Below are 17326 nucleotides of genomic sequence, written 5' to 3'. Positions count from 1 at the left end.
GTTTACTTTGTTTTGATTTTTTATTCCTCAAATTTCATATCATCCAATTCTTCTTTTATTGACTCGATGAATTCTAAATAATGAGGTTTTATTGATTTTTTCATTGGCTCTGCAGCCGGTAATTTTTGTTTCAAAGGATCAACTTGTACACCATTTTTCCAAAAACGATAACACACATGCGGTCCTGAGGTACTTCCTGTCATTCCTACAGTTCCAATAACTTGTCCTTGTTTCACATAATCCCCAACCTTCACTTTTCGTTGTTTCATATGTAAATATTGGGTTGAATAGGTTGAATTATGTCTTATTTTCACATAATTACCATTGGCACCCTTGTATCGAGATTCAATAACCCTACCATTTGCTGTACTCATAATTGGACTTCCAACTGGAGCAGCAAAATCAGTCCCTTTATGCGCCTTAACTCTTCCATAATGCGCTATTTTTCTTTTTAAATTATACCTTGAAGATATTCTACTAAATTTTAAAGGAGCCTTTAAAAACGCACGTCTCAAGTGATGTGCCTCTTCATCGTAATATTCTTCAATTTGCATGATAGAATCCGCCACATAACTAAATGCATAAAAAGGTTTCCCTACATGTTCAAAATATGCTGCTTTGATATTCCCTATTCCAGCAGGAATTGTATCATCTATAAATTTTTGTTCATAAATTACTTTAAACTTATCATTCTTTTGCAACCTAAAAAAGTCAATCGTCCAAGCATAAATCTCCGACAAATCATTGGCAAGAACAGGATTTACACCTTGAGAATCTAAAGATTGTGACAAAGAACTTGTGATGACTCCTTGTCCTTTTTTAATAATCGTGGTAACTTTTCTTTTTCCTTTTTCGGCTGTTATCACAGAATCTTTAAAATCTACTACTGTATAGTTTATCAAATCATTTTGATAAATAAACACCTGCGCTTTTTCTGTAGAGTCTTTTTTTGCTAAAATTGTATAAGGTTTCCCTGCTCTCAAACGACGTACATCGAAAGTGCTTTTAATTTTTTTAGAAATTTCTAGAATTTTGGGATACCAAATATGATGACGATCTAATATTTCTCCAAAGCTTTCACCATGGTTGATCGTATCATGAATTACCTTATAATTATCTAGATTGTACCCAAATTTAATCGTTGGTTTTTTAACTTCTTGAGCAACCTCAGCATCTTTGGAACTAGAAGTCTCATCAGAACATGAAATAAAAAAAATTGCTGCGATTAAAAATAAATACGAAAATCTCAAAAGGTAACTTTTTAGTAAGGCGCAAATTTACGTTTTTTCTATTTATTTTTCAGGAAAAGAATGACTCAATCCTTTGTAACTTGTTAAATCCATTTTCGCTGAACCAACCGCTAAAGAGGCTTTCATTCTAATCGGAATTTTATTCTTATCTGCCGATATCCAAATAGTTAAACTTTCGTTCTCTTTAAATATTCTTCCCTTCTGCACATAAGGTCTAAATTTATAACAAGGTATTTTTCCATATTTTGAAGAAACAACCTCATTGCCCAATAATTTTAATTTAAAAGCAAACATCTCTCCATCAATAAAAATTTTCAACTTGATGGATTCGCCCACCTTCATCGTATCAATTTTAGTGGCCCTCATTTTATAAAATGCCGATAATATATCTTGAACATCCGCAATAGGATAATTTTTTGTGGTATTGTATTTATGATCCTCAACCCTAGCACTGTCTTTTTCATAATCAAAATAGATATCTCTACTTAACTTATACCCGCCCTCTTTTACTCTTCGCACAAAATGATCTGGTGCAAGTGTCTTTTTGTTCACAAAAGACTCGTACTGATCTCTTACCTTAAAGAACATGTTTGTGACACCAACAGTCCATCCTTTTCCTACAAAATGATAAGCATCATCCTTCTCAGAAACCGCCAAAGTAGCATAGCCTGCATTTACAAAACCATAGTGTACACGATATTTTAACTCTTCTCCATCCTGAAAAACTTTTTCTTTGTTTTGAGAATGAGCAAAAACAGCCAAGAACAAGAATATGGTAACTATAAATTTCTGCATAATGATTTCATTTTCCATAACTATGGCAATTTCAATGCCAAAATTAAAAAGGCTTAACGAAGTTATCGCTAAGCCTTATAAATATATAATTTTTGTTTTTAAGAAAATCTTAAAATTACATTATGCTACTAATATCAATTACTTTTTCTATTTGAGGTGCATGCTTTTTAACAGAAGCCTCCACTCCATTTCTAAGTGTCATTTGATTGATTGAACATCCAACACATGCTCCTTCTAACTTCACAGTTACTATATTATCCTCTATAGAAACTAGAGATATATTCCCTCCATCAGAAGTTAAAAAAGGACGAATTTCTTCCAATGCTTTTTCAACCGTTGCTGTTAATTCTTGTGTTTCCATTTTTATATTTTGATTTATATCTAATTATTTTTTCGGAGAACACCCGCTCATTGTTGTAATTTTCACAACTTCTGTTTCAGGTAACTCTTCATTTCTTATCAATAACTGAGATAACATATTCTTTGTAATCTCATTGAAAGCTGTTTCTAAAACTGTATTTTCTTGCAATGCAACTGGACGTCCTACATCTCCCGCCTCTCTAATGCTTTGCACTAAAGGTACCTCACCGATAAATGCAGTATCAATATCCTCTGCTAAGTTTTTAGCTCCATCTTGTCCAAAGATATAATATTTATTTTCAGGAAGCTCTCCTGGAGTAAAATAACTCATATTCTCAACAATTCCCAAAACGGGTACTTTGATATTTTTTTGTTGAAACATTGCAACCCCTTTTTTCGCATCTGCCAACGCAATATTTTGAGGTGTACTCACTACAACAGCTCCTGTAATTGGTAATGCTTGAACAATTGATAAATGGATATCCCCTGTTCCTGGAGGCAAATCAATTAACAAGAAATCTAATTCTCCCCAAGCAGCATCAAAAATCATTTGATTCAACGCCTTGGAAGCCATGGGACCTCTCCAAATCACTGCTTCATTTGGATTTGTAAAAAAACCTAGAGAAAGTAGTTTTACTCCGTAGTTTTCAACAGGTTTCATTTTAGAACGACCATCAACGTTAACAGAAATCGGCTTCTCTTGGGCCACATCAAACATTAAGTGCATAGATGGTCCATAAACATCGGCATCTAAAACACCTACTTTGAATCCCATTTTTGCCAAAGAAATCGCTGTATTTGCAGTAATCGTAGATTTACCTACTCCACCTTTACCTGATGCTATTGCGATGATATTTTGAATCCCTGGTAATTTTTTACCTTTAATTAAATTCGGATTTTCCTGTTCCTCTTTTGTTTTTTCAACGGCTTTTGTTGCAACGTTTACTTTTACAACTGCCTTTTCTGAAACATTTTCAACAATTACTTTCGTAATTTCTGACTCAATTTTCTTCTTTGCTTGTAAGGTAGGATTTCCAATCTCTACATCCACTACTACCTCTTCTCCAAAAATAACAATGTTCTTAACATTATTATTCTCTATCAAACTTTTCCCCTCACCAGGTGCAGTGATTGTTTCTAATACCTTTTGTATATCTTCTTTTAGAATGCTCATATTTCTGAAAATTTATGAGTGCAAAGATAGCTTGAAAACTTTAAAAATGAATACTCACATGCAACTATTCTTACCCTACTAAAACCTGGTCGTTATAGAAATAAAAATAACCAGCTATTCAATAAACAAATCAGGTAACTCTTCTGACGGATCCCAAAATACTTCTTTGAAGTTTTGAATTTGCAATTCCTTCACTTCTATTCCTTCACTTTCCAATAGTTGTTGCATCAGGTTCGTCCCCTCAAAATGATGTTTCCCTGTAAGCACTCCTTTTCTATTTACAACTCTGTGTGCTGGAATAGAAATATCCCCGTGAGAAGCATTCATAGCCCAACCAACCATTCTAGCCGATCTTGCAGTTCCCAAATATTTGGCTATAGCCCCATAACTTGTAACCCTACCAAAAGGCACTTTCTTTGCAACGAAGTAACATTTTTCAAAAAAATTTAAATCCTTCATCTATTCTGCAAATACTAGTTCATGATCAATCAACAAAGGCTCATTGTTAAAGCGTAAAAATAATTGAGCTACAGCAATCGTATCTTTTTCACAGTATTTGGCAATCCTCTCAAGGTTCTTCTCTTGATAATATACATTTGCTACCTGACTGCCATCAATATCATCTTTAGGTGATGGAATTTCTAAAATCGTAGTTAATAGTTTCAGGGAGGTATAATGTTTAAAATCTCCAAACTTCCACATTTCCAAGGTATCTAGATGAGGAACTTCCCATGGTTTTTTTCCAAATAAATTCAATTTAACAGGAAGTTCAATACCCTTAATTATCATGCGTCTTGCAATAAAAGGAAAATCAAATTCTTTACCATTATGACCACATAACAAATGTTTTGGCCCATTGAAATGATGCTCTAACAACTCTTTAAAATCTTTGAGTAGTACCTCCTCATCATTTCCGTAAAAAGACTTTATCCTAAAAGAACGCTCAGAATTTTGACTGACGAAATAACCAACCGAAATACATACAATTTTACCAAACTCCGCCCAAACTCCAGCTTTCTCATAAAATTCCTCCACCGGAATTTCTGTCTCTAAAGAAGTTTTAGGCTTCCTTTGATAATTAGTTTTAAGAGCAAATAATTCTTTTTTGATATCGGACAAATCAGAGAACTTCTCTACCTCTGGAACAGTTTCGATGTCTAAAAAAAGTATATTTTCTTTGGATACAGGAAGATTCATAGCACGTTTTCTATTAAAGCTACAAATTTACATTGTTTAAACAAAACACCTCTTGCTACAAAAGAGAATTTATTTTTTCCCTCCTAACATTAAAAGTTCATTTACAACAACCTCAGAAATAAATCTTTTATTCCCTTCTTTATCATCATAACTCCTGTTTGTCAACTTGCCTTCTATTGCTATTTCATCACCTTTCTGAACATAATTTTCTACCACATTGGTAAGCTTACTCCAAACGACTAAATTATGCCACTGTGTATCTTCCACCTTATCTCCATTAGCATTCGTGTATTTTTCATTTGTTGCCATGGTTAACTTCACCAACTTTTTACCAGATTCTAAATTGATTACTTCTGGTGCGTTTCCTACATGTCCGATTAACTGTACTTTGTTTCTTAAATTACTCATAACGTTTCGTTTTAATTACATCAAAAATCATTAGTTCTTTTCGACATTGCAAAGTAAACCCACATTGAATTGCCTAATTGGTTCGAAAACGGTTACTTTCGTATGTAATCAATTGTAGTCGTTTACATTCAATTAAAACACAACGCAAAAAAAAGCCTGACACTCAAAAGTACCAGGCTAATTTATACGTTATTTATGCGCTATTCGGCAGCGTCTTCTGACGCTTTATTCGCTTCATAATATTCCTGCAATAAGTTCATCGTACCCGTTAACAAATCTTTTGTTTCTAGCAATAGCCCGAAATATAAGGTAGTGTTTTTTGGACTTGACTCTTCAGTACGCGTTCTTTCAATTTGACTTTGAATTTTATCGGACAAAATATCAAAAGCCGTTTTGTCATTTAAAATATCAGCAATTTTATCGAAAGATCTCTCTTCAAAAGCATCTTGTGTTGCATTAAACACAACTAACAAGGCAGCCTCTACTTCTTTCAATTCTTTTATCTGACTTAATTTTAATTTTTTATGATTGTTATTTACGTGTTTATTTGTTGCACGTACTATAAATTCTAAAGACTGTGTTATATCTTGTAAATAAGACAACAAGTTGATATAAAAACTACTTGCTGTAACACTAGACTCATCTAAATTTTTAATAAAATAAAAAATATTATCTCTTAGCTCATCAATCTCATTCGATAATTTTTCTATGGTTTTCTTATTCTTTTTAAGCAATAGTAAATCTTGCTTTGCTAATCCTTTTACAGAAGCTCCATAAATTTTACCACCACGTTTTACAACAGAAGCAATTGTAGCAGCACTTTCTTGAATCACCCCTTGAACCGAAGTACTCTCTGCTTTATTCAATACATCGTCTACTTTTTCTTCCTGAGCTTTTTTTCTATGTATTAAAAAGTTTCTCAACAATAATCCTATAGCTAAAACAAGCAACAAAGGAAACATTACCTTGAGGTTTAAGTTCAACAAAAACGCTACTAAAGCAGCAGCAGTAAACGCACTAAAGGCAGTAAAAAACCAACCTCCAATTACATTGATTACTCCAGCAACTCTATATACCGCGCTTTCCGCTCCCCAGGCTCTATCTGCCAACGAAGTACCCATTGCCACCATAAAAGTTACATAGGTTGTAGATAGCGGTAATTTATAAGAGGTTGCTATGGAAATTAAAACAGCTGCAACCATTAAATTCACAGCAGCTCTCACCATATCAAAAGCAGGTAATTCATGCACCTTTTCCTTTGATAATGCGATTACAGGAGGTGTAAACTGCTTTTCAATTTTTGTTGACCAAGATTTTGGAGTTACCATTGAAAACCCTTCTGAAATAGCCATGGCTGCTCTTACAATTCCTCTGGATAAGAAGTTTGGTTGAAAACGTTCCTTTGTAGCACCTTGACTTGATAAATCTAAAGACGTTTGTACCACATTCTTCGCTTTGCTTGAAAACCATAAGGTAATTACCATGATCAAACCAGCAAGCACTAATAATAAATTATTTGTTGGTACTTTCTTCGCTAAAATATTCATACTAAATTCTTGTGCCGCCATTCCCGACTCAGACCAAGCTTCATAAGAATTCCAAGCTGCAATTGGAACTCCAATAAAATTCACCAAATCATTTCCTGAAAAGGCCAATGCTAAAGCAAAAGTACCTACCACAATCACTAATCTGTAAATATTGGTTTTTACAAAATTGATCAATACAAACGAAATAGCAGACCAAACAATAAAGCTTACCCAAATAATCCCTAAAACTTCATTTTCTAAGAATTCTTTCATAGTTCTACCTCCAAGAATCTCAAAAGATTCCTTGGCATATGAAGTTCCTTTCAAACCCTTCATAAAAATAAAATAGGTAATCGCTGTTAAAGCAAAGCCTCCAAACAAAGCACCTACCCAATTGGCTTTTGCTTCAAACTTGTATGATAACAACAAACGAGTAATCCATTGTACCAAAGCACCAATTGAAAAGGCGACTAGTACAGATAATATAATTCCGAATATAATTTTAGTAGCTGTTTCAGTATTTATATAAGTAATTAAATCTGAAATCTGCTCTGTACCCCCGTCAGTATTAAATATTTTCAACAAAGCCATAGCAACTGCGGCACCAAGCAATTCAAAAACAATGGAAACCGTGGTGGAAGTAGGCATACCAATGGTATTGAAAAAATCTAGCAACAGAATGTCAGTAATCATCACAGCCATAAAAATGATCATGATTTCATTAAAATAAAACTCTCCCGGATTGAATATACCTTTACGAGCAACCTCCATCATTCCGCTAGAGAAAACTGCACCAACCAGAACACCAACACTGGCTACAATCATAATTGTTTTAAAACTAATAGCCTTAGAGCCAATTGCAGAATTTAAAAAATTAACCGCATCATTACTAACTCCTACTACTAAATCTGCAATTGCCAAAAGAGCAAGTGCAACAATCATTAGCATATAAATATTATCCATAATTTAATTTTAAAATCTAAAGACCTCATTTTAAAGGTCGACAAATATCCTAATAAATGAAGGTTCGAACGTTACCGAATTGTTATATCTAATTTTAGAATCTTCATTTCCGATGTCAAAAATAGATTTTTAAATTGATACAAATTCAGATATAACAAAAAAAAGGCTACCATAATGGAAGCCTTTTTTTATGAAGTTTAATTTATTAATTAATCATTGCCCAAACCCATCCTGAGATATCAAATTTAAGACCAATATTGTAGTCTAACTTTCCTTGATCTAAACTAATATCTCCTTTAATAACAGCATCTTTTCCATCAATTTGAACATTTGCACGAGCCCCATTATCTTTAAAATCAATTTCAACAGAATATCCTTCTAAATATAGGTTATTAAAAGTAGCACCTGATTCTTTTTTGAACTGTAAAGCTGTTCCACCGAACTTAGAAATAGCTACAACGTTTGTGAAAATTGGATTTGCATTGTCTTTATCTCCTTCTAAAGCAGTTGAGAATCCGGTAATATTGTGATAAATATACGCATTTGTAATAGCACCATTCCAAGACTCAGTCCAGTCAATAGAATCATCTAAGTTATTCTCTAAATACAAATTTGTTACAGCTACAGACCCACCATAAAACTCAACACCATCATCTCCTCCATTAATACAAGCAACGTTAGAAACTGTAGTTCCAGAACCAACAGCACAGAAGGAAATTCCATTTGTTTGGGACTCCGAATCAATTTGAGCACCCGATCCTTTTAATACTAAATAGTTAATAGAACCTGAATTGTCAGCAGCATCAGTTCCACCGTATAGGTAGCCTCCTACCTCAAAAGCAACATCAGTACCAGCAGAAGTTACTCCTTTACCACAAATAATTAAACCACCCCAATCAGAAGCTTCACCATCTGGAGATGATATAACCACAGGAGCAGTAGCAGTTCCTTTTACAACAATCATACCTCCTTTTTCTATTACAATATTAGTTTCAAATGCAGCTACACCATCACCAGGAATAGCATTAATTTTAGTCCCTGCCTCAATCGTTAAGGTCTTTCCTGCAGGAACAATATAAGACCCTGTTAAAGTATAATCTCCATCTAATGTTACATCTGCAGTAACAACACCTACAATTTCATTTTCAACAGTAGCTTCTCCGCTACCATCTTCTATAGTATCACTTTCACTACAACTAGCAAACATTGTTAATACTGCGATAAAACTTGCTTTTAAAATTGATTTTTTCATTTCACTCTAATTTAATTGTTTTAGTAATCTTTAATTTTCTTCTGCAAAGAAAGCTACAAATTTTCATTATAACATTACTATAATGTTAACCAATCATTATTAGTAAATTAAGCATTCAGTTAACTGGATAACATAAGTTTAACAAAAAAAAGAGTCACGTTTTCGTCACTCTCTTTTTCATTTATTTTTTTGAAAATAAGCCTATTAAAAAACATACTTCACAGAAAAGCTAACCTTTGCTCCTTTTCTATAACTACTTACGGTATAATTTGTCTCTACTTTTTCTATTTCGCTCGTTTCATCGTTAAAAACATTCTCAACAACTTTTTGTGTTTGTTTAATTTGGGCATCTAGTAAATTTCTACCTACAAGTTTCAAACTTAATTTTTCAGATAGATTTTTACTTAAAACTAGATCTAAAGTCCAAAATCCAATCTCAACAATTTCATCATTATAGTTTTCTAAACTATTGTCAAAATCCTCTGCCGACCCTAAATAAGCCAATTTATCTGAAGCAAAATTTGCAGAAAGTGTAGACATAAATGTTTTTTCTTCAAGAGTACTAAAAGTTATTGCTGTATTAAAAATTAAATCTGATGCACCTTGTAAAGCAGAACTTGTTTTACCCTTATATTGAAACTCTCGTAATAAATCTTGATCCGTTTTCATTCCAGTTATATTAAAAGTAGCGTCCAATTTAGATTTTTCTACTTCATATACATTTAACTTTCCTTCCAATTCTACTCCTAAAACACTTGCTTGATTTCCTGAATTTGAATACGTAAAATATCCTGTAGAACCTCTTTGTTGAGTTCTGTTAATAGGATTTAAAATTTGCTTGTAAAAAGTAGTAACAGATATCAACTCTCCGGCGTCAGGAAAAAACTCCCATTTCAAGTCTAAATTATAATTATCAGATTTTTGTAGCTCAGGATTCCCCAAAGACACTCTTCCTGTTGGAGCTACATAATTAAATGGCGACAACTCCTTAAACTCAGGTAAAGTAATCGTTTTACTTGCCGCGAGTCGTATAGCATGTTCTTCTGCTAATTGATATTTTAAATTTAAACTTGGTAACAAGTTATTATAGCTATTTGACAATTCTCCAATTCTTGGTTCATTTGTCTCAGGGTTTCTGTAATTTTTAACATCCCAATCAACATCTATTTTATCCAATTCATATCGTAGACCAAGATTACCACTTAATTTGTTTTTTGAAAAAGTAACATCAGCAAACCCTCCTAACACTGACAAATCTCCATTATATAAATCAGGTCTTTGTTCATCTATTTTAAAAACATTGTCATCAAAATTTTGTTGTACGAAAGCATCCGATAAATTATCAACTGAGCTTACAGTAAACCCTCTATGAGCAGTCCTCAAAACAGCACCAACGAACTGAGAATTAAACTCACGAGTTTTGTTTCTTACATTAATTCCATAATTCAGTTGTAAAATATCATCATCAAGTCCATCTTTAATGTTAATTTGATCATTGATATATCCACTAATTTCTGTATCTAAAATATATTGCTCTGTTTTTCTGTTATCAAACCCACCAACATTTATAATTTCAACATCCGTTCCAGGTGTTAAAATGTTTACTTCATTACGAATTCTATTCGGTTCTTGGGCATCTACGATATTAAAACCAACACCCCATGTCAACTTATTAGCATTCGTCAATTCATGTTTACCTAATAATTGATTTTCCAAAATTGTGGTTTGTTTTAAATTCTGATCACGCACAAAAGCCCCCATATCTTCATATTCCGGAGGAGTAATATTGGATGGTGGTCTTTGGTCTCTTACTTCACCTAAACCATTTCTTCCTTGTTCAAACAACTCATCTTTTGTTTTATTAATATATAATGTATTCAAAGTAACACTATTAACATCATTATATTTGTATTCTAAATTTAACAATCCTGTTGTATTGACATTTACACTATAGATTTCTGTATCAGAAAAGGCACTATTTAATGCATTGTTTCTAAAACTCATAAATTCTCCTGTTAAATAATCAAACTTAGAAGAGTGTGATGCTGATGCAAACAATGAAAGACTATTGTCTCCAATATAGTACTTTTTACCTCCAGACAATTCAATACCGAAATTTGCAAAAACATTTTTATTATGAGAATCCCAACCTTGATTTTCAGTAACTAAATTTTCTGTTATACTTCTCTTTTTATTATAAAACCCAAGAGTCATGTCTTGATTATTCTCAGAAACCCTAAAATCTCTTCCAATAACATTTGTAGAAATTCCAGTACCTAATTCTAATTCCATCTCATCTCTTGAATATCGTTTTGATGAAACATCCACACTTCCAGATGCCTGATCTGCATAACGACTTGCAGCATAAGCTTTCGTTATACTAACATTTTCGATGATATTCGTTGAAAACAAATTCAAATCAATATTTTTATTTTCCACATCATCAGAAGGTATTGGTAATCTGTTTAATGTTGTTGACAAATACCTGTCCCCCAAACCTCTAACATATATCCCTGAAGAACTTTCACTCTTAGTAACCCCAGCTATTTTTGTAGTAGCACCAGCGGCGTCAGAAACCCCAACCCTTGATAATGTTTGAGCTCCAATACTTTCTTTTATAACTACTGCCTTTTTTTGCTCAACTAATAAAGCAGTAGCAGATTCTTTTGAAGCAGAAGCCTTTACAATAACTTCATCCATTAAAACTCCCTCACTAGCTCCTACTGCTTGGTTTACTGTATAATTCATACCTGCCTCTACAGTTATAGTTTGTTCTGCAGGAGAGTACCCAACAAAACTAAAAACGATTACATGCTCTCCTTCTTCTAAAGACAACGTGTAATTTCCATCAAAATCGGTTGTAGTACCAATTGTTGTTCCTTTTACAAATACATTTGCAAAGGGAAGCGACTCATTATTCATCTCCTTGTCTGTCACTTTTCCTGTTACCGTTGCACGCTCCTGAGCACCAACCGATAAACTAAACACTAGTACGAATAAAACTAATAAATTTCTCATTATATTTATATCTTGTTTTGAGCTGCAAAAGTCCATATAAAGAGTGAGCAAGAAGTTACCAATAGTTTACTGTTATGTGAACTTAATGTTAAGATTAAACAAAAAAGTTAAAAGATTGTAAAGTAAATCACAGCATCCTTTATATTGATTAGCTTTGTTCCACAAGAAAATTGATTCTTTATGAAAACAAATGATATAAAAATACTTCTAGTAGACGATGAGCCAGACATTTTAGAAATTGTAGGTTACAATTTAAAAAACGAAGGTTACACGATTCACACAGCAAATAACGGTTTAAAAGCTATTGAAAAAGCAATCAAGCATAAACCGCATTTAATTCTATTAGATATCATGATGCCAGAGATGGATGGAATAGAAGCTTGTGAAAAAATAAGAAACACAGAAGGTTTAGAAAATACTATTATTTCATTTTTAACGGCTCGTGGAGAAGACTATTCTCAAGTAGCTGGTTTTGATGCCGGTGCAGATGATTACATCACAAAACCTGTAAAACCAAAAATTTTAGTTAGTAAAGTAAAATCTTTATTAAGACGTGTAAAAGAAAGTTCTGCTGAAACTGATCAAACAACACTTGGTGATATCACTATTGATAGAGAAGCATATTTGGTTATTAAAAATGGCGAAAAAATTGTTTTGCCTAGAAAAGAATTTGAATTGTTCTCACTTTTAACCTCTAAACCAGACAAGGTATTCAAAAGAGAAACTATATTAGATAGAGTTTGGGGTAATGAAGTTGTTGTAGGAGGAAGAACAATCGACGTACATATTAGAAAACTTAGAGAAAAGCTAGGAGATAACCTATTCAAAACCGTTAAGGGTGTGGGTTACAAATTTGTATTGAATGAAAATTAAAAAAACATACGCATTTGCATTTATAACTTCCGTTCTGTTTACTTTGTTAACAGTCGGAGGTTTTTCTTTTTTATTATATTTTAAATATAATATCATTGATATACAATCTACGTTATACGGAACAGCAATTGTTTTTGCAGTTTTATTTTTTATTCTTCAAAAAAGAGTGGAGCAGTTTATCTATAAAAGAGTTCTGAAAATTTATGAAGATGTCTCACTACTAGACCTCAACAATTTTAATAGAACCAGTGTCACTCCAGATATCGAGTCGTTGTCTAAAGAAATGCAAAAATTTGCAGAAGACAAACAGCTAGAAATAGAATCTTTAAACGAACGTGAAACCTACAGAAGAGAGTTTCTTGGGAACGTTTCTCACGAGTTAAAAACCCCTCTTTTTACAGTTCAGGGCTATATTTTAACCCTTATGGAAGGAGCTGCTGACGACAAAAAAATTAGAGAACGCTATCTAGAAAGAGCCAATATTGGAGTAGAAAGACTTGCGGCGATCGTGAAAGATTTAGACATGATTTCTAAACTAGAAAGCAACGATTTAAACCTTACTATACAACCTTTTAACTGCTTGGAAATGATTCAAAACGTATTTGAGTTATTTGACATGAAAGTTAAAAAGAAAAACATGACGTTGCGATTTGACAAATTATATGAATTCCCAATATTTGTTATGGGAGATGCCGCAAAAATTGAGCAAGTACTGATCAACCTAATAGAAAACTCCATAAAGTATGGAAAAATAGGCGGAATTATTATGGTGAGTGTCGTGTCCTCAGGAAAGAACAAAATTGCCATTAAAGTCAAAGACAACGGAGAAGGAATCAAAAAAGAAAATATTCACCGAATTTTTGAACGCTTTTACAGAGTTGACAAAAGTAGATCCAGAGATCAAGGAGGTTCTGGTTTAGGTTTATCAATTGTAAAACACATCATTGAAGCTCACAAACAAACCATTACCCTAGAAAGTGAATATGGAGAAGGGTCTGAATTTAAATTCACCTTGGAAAGAGCTTAAACACGTTTAAATAACGCTAACAATTCAGGTTTCAAGTCAATTTTATAGTCCACCTGAAATCCTGAATAATCTTTTACTTTTAAAATATCAGCCATACTAAATTGCTCTTGTTGACAAAACGGAGCAATTTTTTTTTGCTTCAAATATTCAGCTAAATATTGCTGCTCTGACTGCCCAGGAGTAGGAATAAAAAATGCTTTTTTACGCAATTTAGCTACATCCATAATGGTACTATATCCTGATCTAGCAACAATCAAATCCGATGCATTTATAGCATCCTGCAACAGACTGGTCGTCAAAAAATTTACAACATCAATCCCTGAAATCACCTCTCTAATTAATTTATCTTGCACAATTCCTCTCACCAAAAGAACCCTACCTTCAAAACCGGCAAACTCTTTAAAAAAAACAGACTCTAAAATGCTTCTTTGCGGCTCCGGACCAGAAATCAACAATACTACATCATATTGTTTTTCCTTTTTTTCATAGCTTAGCCTACTTAAATTTCCCAAATACTTTAAAGGTATGTCAACCCCATTTGCATGTGACAAACCTCCCGACAAAGCGTTCAAACCAACTGTATCCGGGATCCAACATGCTTCAAATTTTGATATAATTTTTTGATGAATTATAGAAGTAAAGAAAGTAGTTAAACCTGAAAAAACCTGAAGTTGATGGGTGATATACACTGAAGGTATTCGTTTACTGATGACACCAAATCTATTATCAGAGATAACCCCGATGAAAGAAGTATCTAATATTTTATCGACTACGGCCCTCTCTTCTTTTACTGCTTTCATTATTGAAAAGACGGAAAACAACAAGCTCCATTTGGTCCAAAAACCATATTTAGAATACTTTATATTATAAGAAGGCAGCTCAATGGTTTCTACTTCGGGAAACTCTTCTTTCAACAAAGAAAGCGCCATGCCATCGCTTGCGATAACGGGAGTGCAATTCTGCTCAAGTAAAAAATGAATGATTGGAATACAGCGCGAAGCATGTCCTAAGCCCCAATTTAATGGGGCTATTAGAACTTTATTTTTACCTGTCTCGCTATCGGAGACATGGAAAGGTAATTTAATTGTAGTCATTAGTATAGAGTAAGATATAACTTAACATCTATAAAATGAAATTTATAAGTTTTTTAAATCGAATCCGATATCTTTTCGGTAATTCATGTCTTCAAAACTTACTTTAGCGATACTTTTATAAGATTTCTCAAGAGCTTCCTCCATTGAATCACCTAAAGAAGTAAACGCCATTACACGCCCTCCATTGGTCTCAATTTTATCACCATTGATTTTTGTACCTGCATGAAAAACAGTAGTTCCTTCAACAGCATCCAATCCTGTAATCACCTTTCCTTTTTCATAAGCTTCTGGATACCCTCCAGCAACAGTCATAACCGTTGTCGCAGTTTTAGAAGTAAGTTCAAAAGATTTTTGATCTAAAGTTTGTGTTGCAACACCCTCAAACAAATCTAACAAATCAGATTCGATACGCGGGATGACAACTTCTGTTTCTGGATCGCCCATTCTAACATTATATTCAATTACAAAAGGATTCCCATCAATATTCATCAAACCAATAAAGATAAATCCTCTATAATCAATACCATCTTTTTGCAACCCTTCAACCGTTGGAATTACAACTCTTTCTTCCACTTTTGAAAGAAAATCTTGATCAGCAAAAGGCACTGGAGAGATTGCTCCCATTCCCCCTGTATTTAAACCTGTATCTCCTTCTCCAATTCTTTTATAATCTTTTGCCGAAGGCAACACTTTATAACTCTTACCATCAGTTAAAACAAAAACAGACAACTCTATTCCATCTAAAAACTCTTCAATAACAACTTTTGATGATGCTTCACCAAACTTATTGTTTGTTAACATATCTGCAAGTTCAGCTTTCGCTTCCTCCAATGTTTCTAAAATCAAAACACCTTTTCCCGCAGCCAATCCATCAGCTTTCAAAACATAAGGAGCTTTTAAGGTCTCTAAAAAAGCTTGCCCCTCAGCTAACGTTTCTTTTGTAAAAGCATCATAACCTGCAGTAGGAACATTATGACGTTTCATAAATTTTTTCGAAAACTCTTTACTACCCTCTAATTCTGCTCCATCCTTTTTTGGACCTACAACTGGTATAGATTTTAGATCAGCATCCTGCAAGAAAAAATCATGCACACCAGCAACTAATGGAGCTTCTGGGCCAACAATTACCATTTCAATATTGTTATTTAACACGGCTGCCTTTACTGCGGTAAAATCAACAGGGTCAATATCTAGGTTTGTTGCGCAATTCGCCGTACCAGCATTTCCTGGAGCAACAAAAAGATTTGATAATTTTTCACTTTGTGAAAGTTTCAATGCAAACGCATGCTCTCTTCCACCAGAGCCTAAAATAAGAATATTCATGGTGTAATTATTTATTTTCCTTTCCCTTTGATCACGACAATTATCGTGTAAAGAATAATTTTAATATCAGTTAGCAAAGATACGTTATCTATATAAACTAAATCATATCTTGCTCTTAATTTCATTTGATCAATACTGTCCGCATAGCCGTATCTAATTTGACCTAACGAGGTAATTCCTGGTCTCAGTTTTTGAAGTTCTTTATACCTAGGAATATGTGATATAATAGTATCTAAAAAAAATTGTCTCTCAGGTCTTGGGCCAACAATACTCATTTCACCCATCAACACATTAAAAAACTGAGGAAACTCATCTATTCTATATTTCCTTAAAAATCGTCCAAAATGTGTTATTCTAAAACTTTCTTCATCTGATAGCAAAGGGTCATTAACTGGAGGAACCCCTTTCATACTTCTAAATTTAAAAATCTGAAAAAGTTTTCCGTTCATACCCACTCTTTCTTGTCGATAAAAAGGTCTTTCTCCTGTGGTTACAAAAATAATTATTGCCACAACAGGAACCATCCATATCAATATAGTTAGAATTACAATGAATGAAAAAATAATATCACCTCCCCTTTTGAGCATCTTTTTCTTTTTTGTAAAAAATTAATTTTCAGCAATTTTTTCATGAAACTTTTCCGCTAGTTTTTTCATTTTAGAAGCTAACTTTTCTTGAGTCCATTCTTTCCCATCTAAATATAAAAACATCGCAATATATTTGTCATCAACCCCCTCAGAAAACTCAAACTTATTAAACCTATACACCTCTCTAAGAACCCTTTTTACACGGTTCCTATCCACCGCACTATGAATACGTTTTTTAGGGATAGAAATTCCTAATTGAATAGGAAACTCTCCTTGATGCTCCTTTTTCAAAAACACCATACGTAACGGATAAGAAGACACAGAAACTCCTTCAATAAACAATTGTTCAATTGCTTTTTTGCTTTTCAATTTGTCTTGTTTTCCGTAGGTAAATTTCATTCCGACAAAAATAGAAATAATAGTTGGAATGATAAGAAAGGAATTGAAAATCTAATTTTTATAGCTTTTCAAATAATTTT

The 17326-nt window shown here is 33.2% G+C and carries 16 protein-coding genes; 2 read left to right on the top strand and 14 right to left on the bottom strand.

The window, feature by feature from the left end; translation table 11 throughout:
* Positions 1-20: 20 nt before the first annotated feature.
* The 10 genes from AC2DGP_RS11240 to AC2DGP_RS11195 all read right to left on the bottom strand — a co-directional run bounded on the left by AC2DGP_RS11240 (position 21) and on the right by AC2DGP_RS11195 (position 11943).
* Positions 21-1250: a peptidoglycan DD-metalloendopeptidase family protein gene (locus AC2DGP_RS11240; RefSeq protein ID WP_484490158.1), complete on the bottom strand. Its 1230-nt coding sequence runs from the start codon at positions 1248-1250 to the stop codon at positions 21-23.
* Between the two features lie 42 nt (positions 1251-1292).
* Entirely contained in the window at positions 1293-2045 is a 753-nt protein-coding gene (locus tag AC2DGP_RS11235) for a DUF3108 domain-containing protein (protein ID WP_484490157.1), read from the bottom strand.
* 115 nt (positions 2046-2160) lie between these two features.
* Positions 2161-2406, bottom strand: coding sequence for a NifU family protein (locus AC2DGP_RS11230; RefSeq protein ID WP_484490156.1), 246 nt, complete (start codon positions 2404-2406; stop codon positions 2161-2163).
* 24 nt (positions 2407-2430) lie between these two features.
* On the bottom strand, positions 2431-3579 hold the full coding sequence (locus AC2DGP_RS11225) for an Mrp/NBP35 family ATP-binding protein (protein ID WP_484490155.1): 1149 nt from the start codon (positions 3577-3579) through the stop codon (positions 2431-2433).
* A 114-nt stretch (positions 3580-3693) separates the two neighbouring features.
* Positions 3694-4038 (bottom strand): MGMT family protein, encoded by a 345-nt coding sequence (locus AC2DGP_RS11220; RefSeq protein WP_484490154.1) that lies wholly within the window; start codon positions 4036-4038, stop codon positions 3694-3696.
* Positions 4039-4776, bottom strand: a complete 738-nt coding sequence (locus tag AC2DGP_RS11215) for a 3'-5' exonuclease (RefSeq protein ID WP_484490153.1) — start codon at positions 4774-4776, stop codon at positions 4039-4041.
* 69 nt (positions 4777-4845) lie between these two features.
* Positions 4846-5184: a single-stranded DNA-binding protein gene (locus tag AC2DGP_RS11210; protein ID WP_484490152.1), complete on the bottom strand. Its 339-nt coding sequence runs from the start codon at positions 5182-5184 to the stop codon at positions 4846-4848.
* Positions 5185-5384: 200 nt separating this feature from the next.
* Positions 5385-7673 carry an anion permease gene (locus AC2DGP_RS11205; protein ID WP_484490151.1) on the bottom strand — a complete coding sequence of 763 codons (2289 nt, stop codon included), beginning with the start codon at positions 7671-7673 and terminating at the stop codon, positions 5385-5387.
* 205 nt (positions 7674-7878) lie between these two features.
* Positions 7879-8925, bottom strand: coding sequence for a hypothetical protein (locus tag AC2DGP_RS11200; protein WP_484490150.1), 1047 nt, complete (start codon positions 8923-8925; stop codon positions 7879-7881).
* A gap of 204 nt (positions 8926-9129) precedes the next feature.
* Positions 9130-11943, bottom strand: a complete 2814-nt coding sequence (locus AC2DGP_RS11195; RefSeq protein WP_484490149.1) for a TonB-dependent receptor — start codon at positions 11941-11943, stop codon at positions 9130-9132.
* Between the two features lie 180 nt (positions 11944-12123).
* Between AC2DGP_RS11195 and AC2DGP_RS11190 the strand changes: the two genes are divergently transcribed.
* Both AC2DGP_RS11190 and AC2DGP_RS11185 read left to right on the top strand, forming a co-directional pair.
* The gene (locus AC2DGP_RS11190; protein ID WP_484490148.1) at positions 12124-12816 is read left to right on the top strand and encodes a response regulator transcription factor; all 693 of its coding nucleotides are present in this window, start codon (positions 12124-12126) and stop codon (positions 12814-12816) included.
* Positions 12806-13843 carry a sensor histidine kinase gene (locus AC2DGP_RS11185; RefSeq protein WP_484490147.1) on the top strand — a complete coding sequence of 346 codons (1038 nt, stop codon included), beginning with the start codon at positions 12806-12808 and terminating at the stop codon, positions 13841-13843. Before AC2DGP_RS11190 ends, AC2DGP_RS11185 begins: the two co-directional genes overlap by 11 nt.
* On the opposite strand, the gene AC2DGP_RS11180 is transcribed toward AC2DGP_RS11185, so the two are convergent.
* From AC2DGP_RS11180 to rnpA, 4 genes are read right to left on the bottom strand one after another with little or no spacing between them, the layout of a single operon-like run.
* Positions 13840-14937 carry a glycosyltransferase gene (locus AC2DGP_RS11180; protein ID WP_484490146.1) on the bottom strand — a complete coding sequence of 366 codons (1098 nt, stop codon included), beginning with the start codon at positions 14935-14937 and terminating at the stop codon, positions 13840-13842. The genes AC2DGP_RS11185 and AC2DGP_RS11180 overlap by 4 nt on opposite strands.
* A 42-nt stretch (positions 14938-14979) precedes the next feature.
* Positions 14980-16260, bottom strand: a complete 1281-nt coding sequence (gene purD / locus AC2DGP_RS11175) for a phosphoribosylamine--glycine ligase (RefSeq protein WP_484490145.1) — start codon at positions 16258-16260, stop codon at positions 14980-14982.
* Between the two features lie 11 nt (positions 16261-16271).
* The gene (locus AC2DGP_RS11170; protein WP_484490144.1) at positions 16272-16847 is read right to left on the bottom strand and encodes a sugar transferase; all 576 of its coding nucleotides are present in this window, start codon (positions 16845-16847) and stop codon (positions 16272-16274) included.
* A gap of 21 nt (positions 16848-16868) precedes the next feature.
* Positions 16869-17246 carry a ribonuclease P protein component gene (rnpA, locus tag AC2DGP_RS11165; protein WP_484490143.1) on the bottom strand — a complete coding sequence of 126 codons (378 nt, stop codon included), beginning with the start codon at positions 17244-17246 and terminating at the stop codon, positions 16869-16871.
* Between the last annotated feature and the right edge of the window lie 80 nt (positions 17247-17326).

It is taken from the genome of Flavicella sp. IMCC45537, assembly GCF_057197705.1.
This window is presented reverse-complemented; position numbering and strand designations above follow the sequence as displayed.

Coding starts and splice junctions, on each gene's coding strand:
- AC2DGP_RS11235 (WP_484490157.1), bottom strand. CDS start 2,045: ATGCAGAAATTTATAGTTACCATATTCTTGTTCTTGGCTGTTTTTGCT.
- AC2DGP_RS11230 (WP_484490156.1), bottom strand. CDS start 2,406: ATGGAAACACAAGAATTAACAGCAACGGTTGAAAAAGCATTGGAAGAA.
- AC2DGP_RS11225 (WP_484490155.1), bottom strand. CDS start 3,579: ATGAGCATTCTAAAAGAAGATATACAAAAGGTATTAGAAACAATCACT.
- AC2DGP_RS11220 (WP_484490154.1), bottom strand. CDS start 4,038: ATGAAGGATTTAAATTTTTTTGAAAAATGTTACTTCGTTGCAAAGAAA.
- AC2DGP_RS11215 (WP_484490153.1), bottom strand. CDS start 4,776: ATGAATCTTCCTGTATCCAAAGAAAATATACTTTTTTTAGACATCGAA.
- AC2DGP_RS11210 (WP_484490152.1), bottom strand. CDS start 5,184: ATGAGTAATTTAAGAAACAAAGTACAGTTAATCGGACATGTAGGAAAC.
- AC2DGP_RS11205 (WP_484490151.1), bottom strand. CDS start 7,673: ATGGATAATATTTATATGCTAATGATTGTTGCACTTGCTCTTTTGGCA.
- AC2DGP_RS11200 (WP_484490150.1), bottom strand. CDS start 8,925: ATGAAAAAATCAATTTTAAAAGCAAGTTTTATCGCAGTATTAACAATG.
- AC2DGP_RS11195 (WP_484490149.1), bottom strand. CDS start 11,943: ATGAGAAATTTATTAGTTTTATTCGTACTAGTGTTTAGTTTATCGGTT.
- AC2DGP_RS11190 (WP_484490148.1), top strand. CDS start 12,124: ATGAAAACAAATGATATAAAAATACTTCTAGTAGACGATGAGCCAGAC.
- AC2DGP_RS11185 (WP_484490147.1), top strand. CDS start 12,806: ATGAAAATTAAAAAAACATACGCATTTGCATTTATAACTTCCGTTCTG.
- AC2DGP_RS11180 (WP_484490146.1), bottom strand. CDS start 14,937: ATGACTACAATTAAATTACCTTTCCATGTCTCCGATAGCGAGACAGGT.
- purD (WP_484490145.1), bottom strand. CDS start 16,260: ATGAATATTCTTATTTTAGGCTCTGGTGGAAGAGAGCATGCGTTTGCA.
- AC2DGP_RS11170 (WP_484490144.1), bottom strand. CDS start 16,847: ATGCTCAAAAGGGGAGGTGATATTATTTTTTCATTCATTGTAATTCTA.
- rnpA (WP_484490143.1), bottom strand. CDS start 17,246: ATGAAATTTACCTACGGAAAACAAGACAAATTGAAAAGCAAAAAAGCA.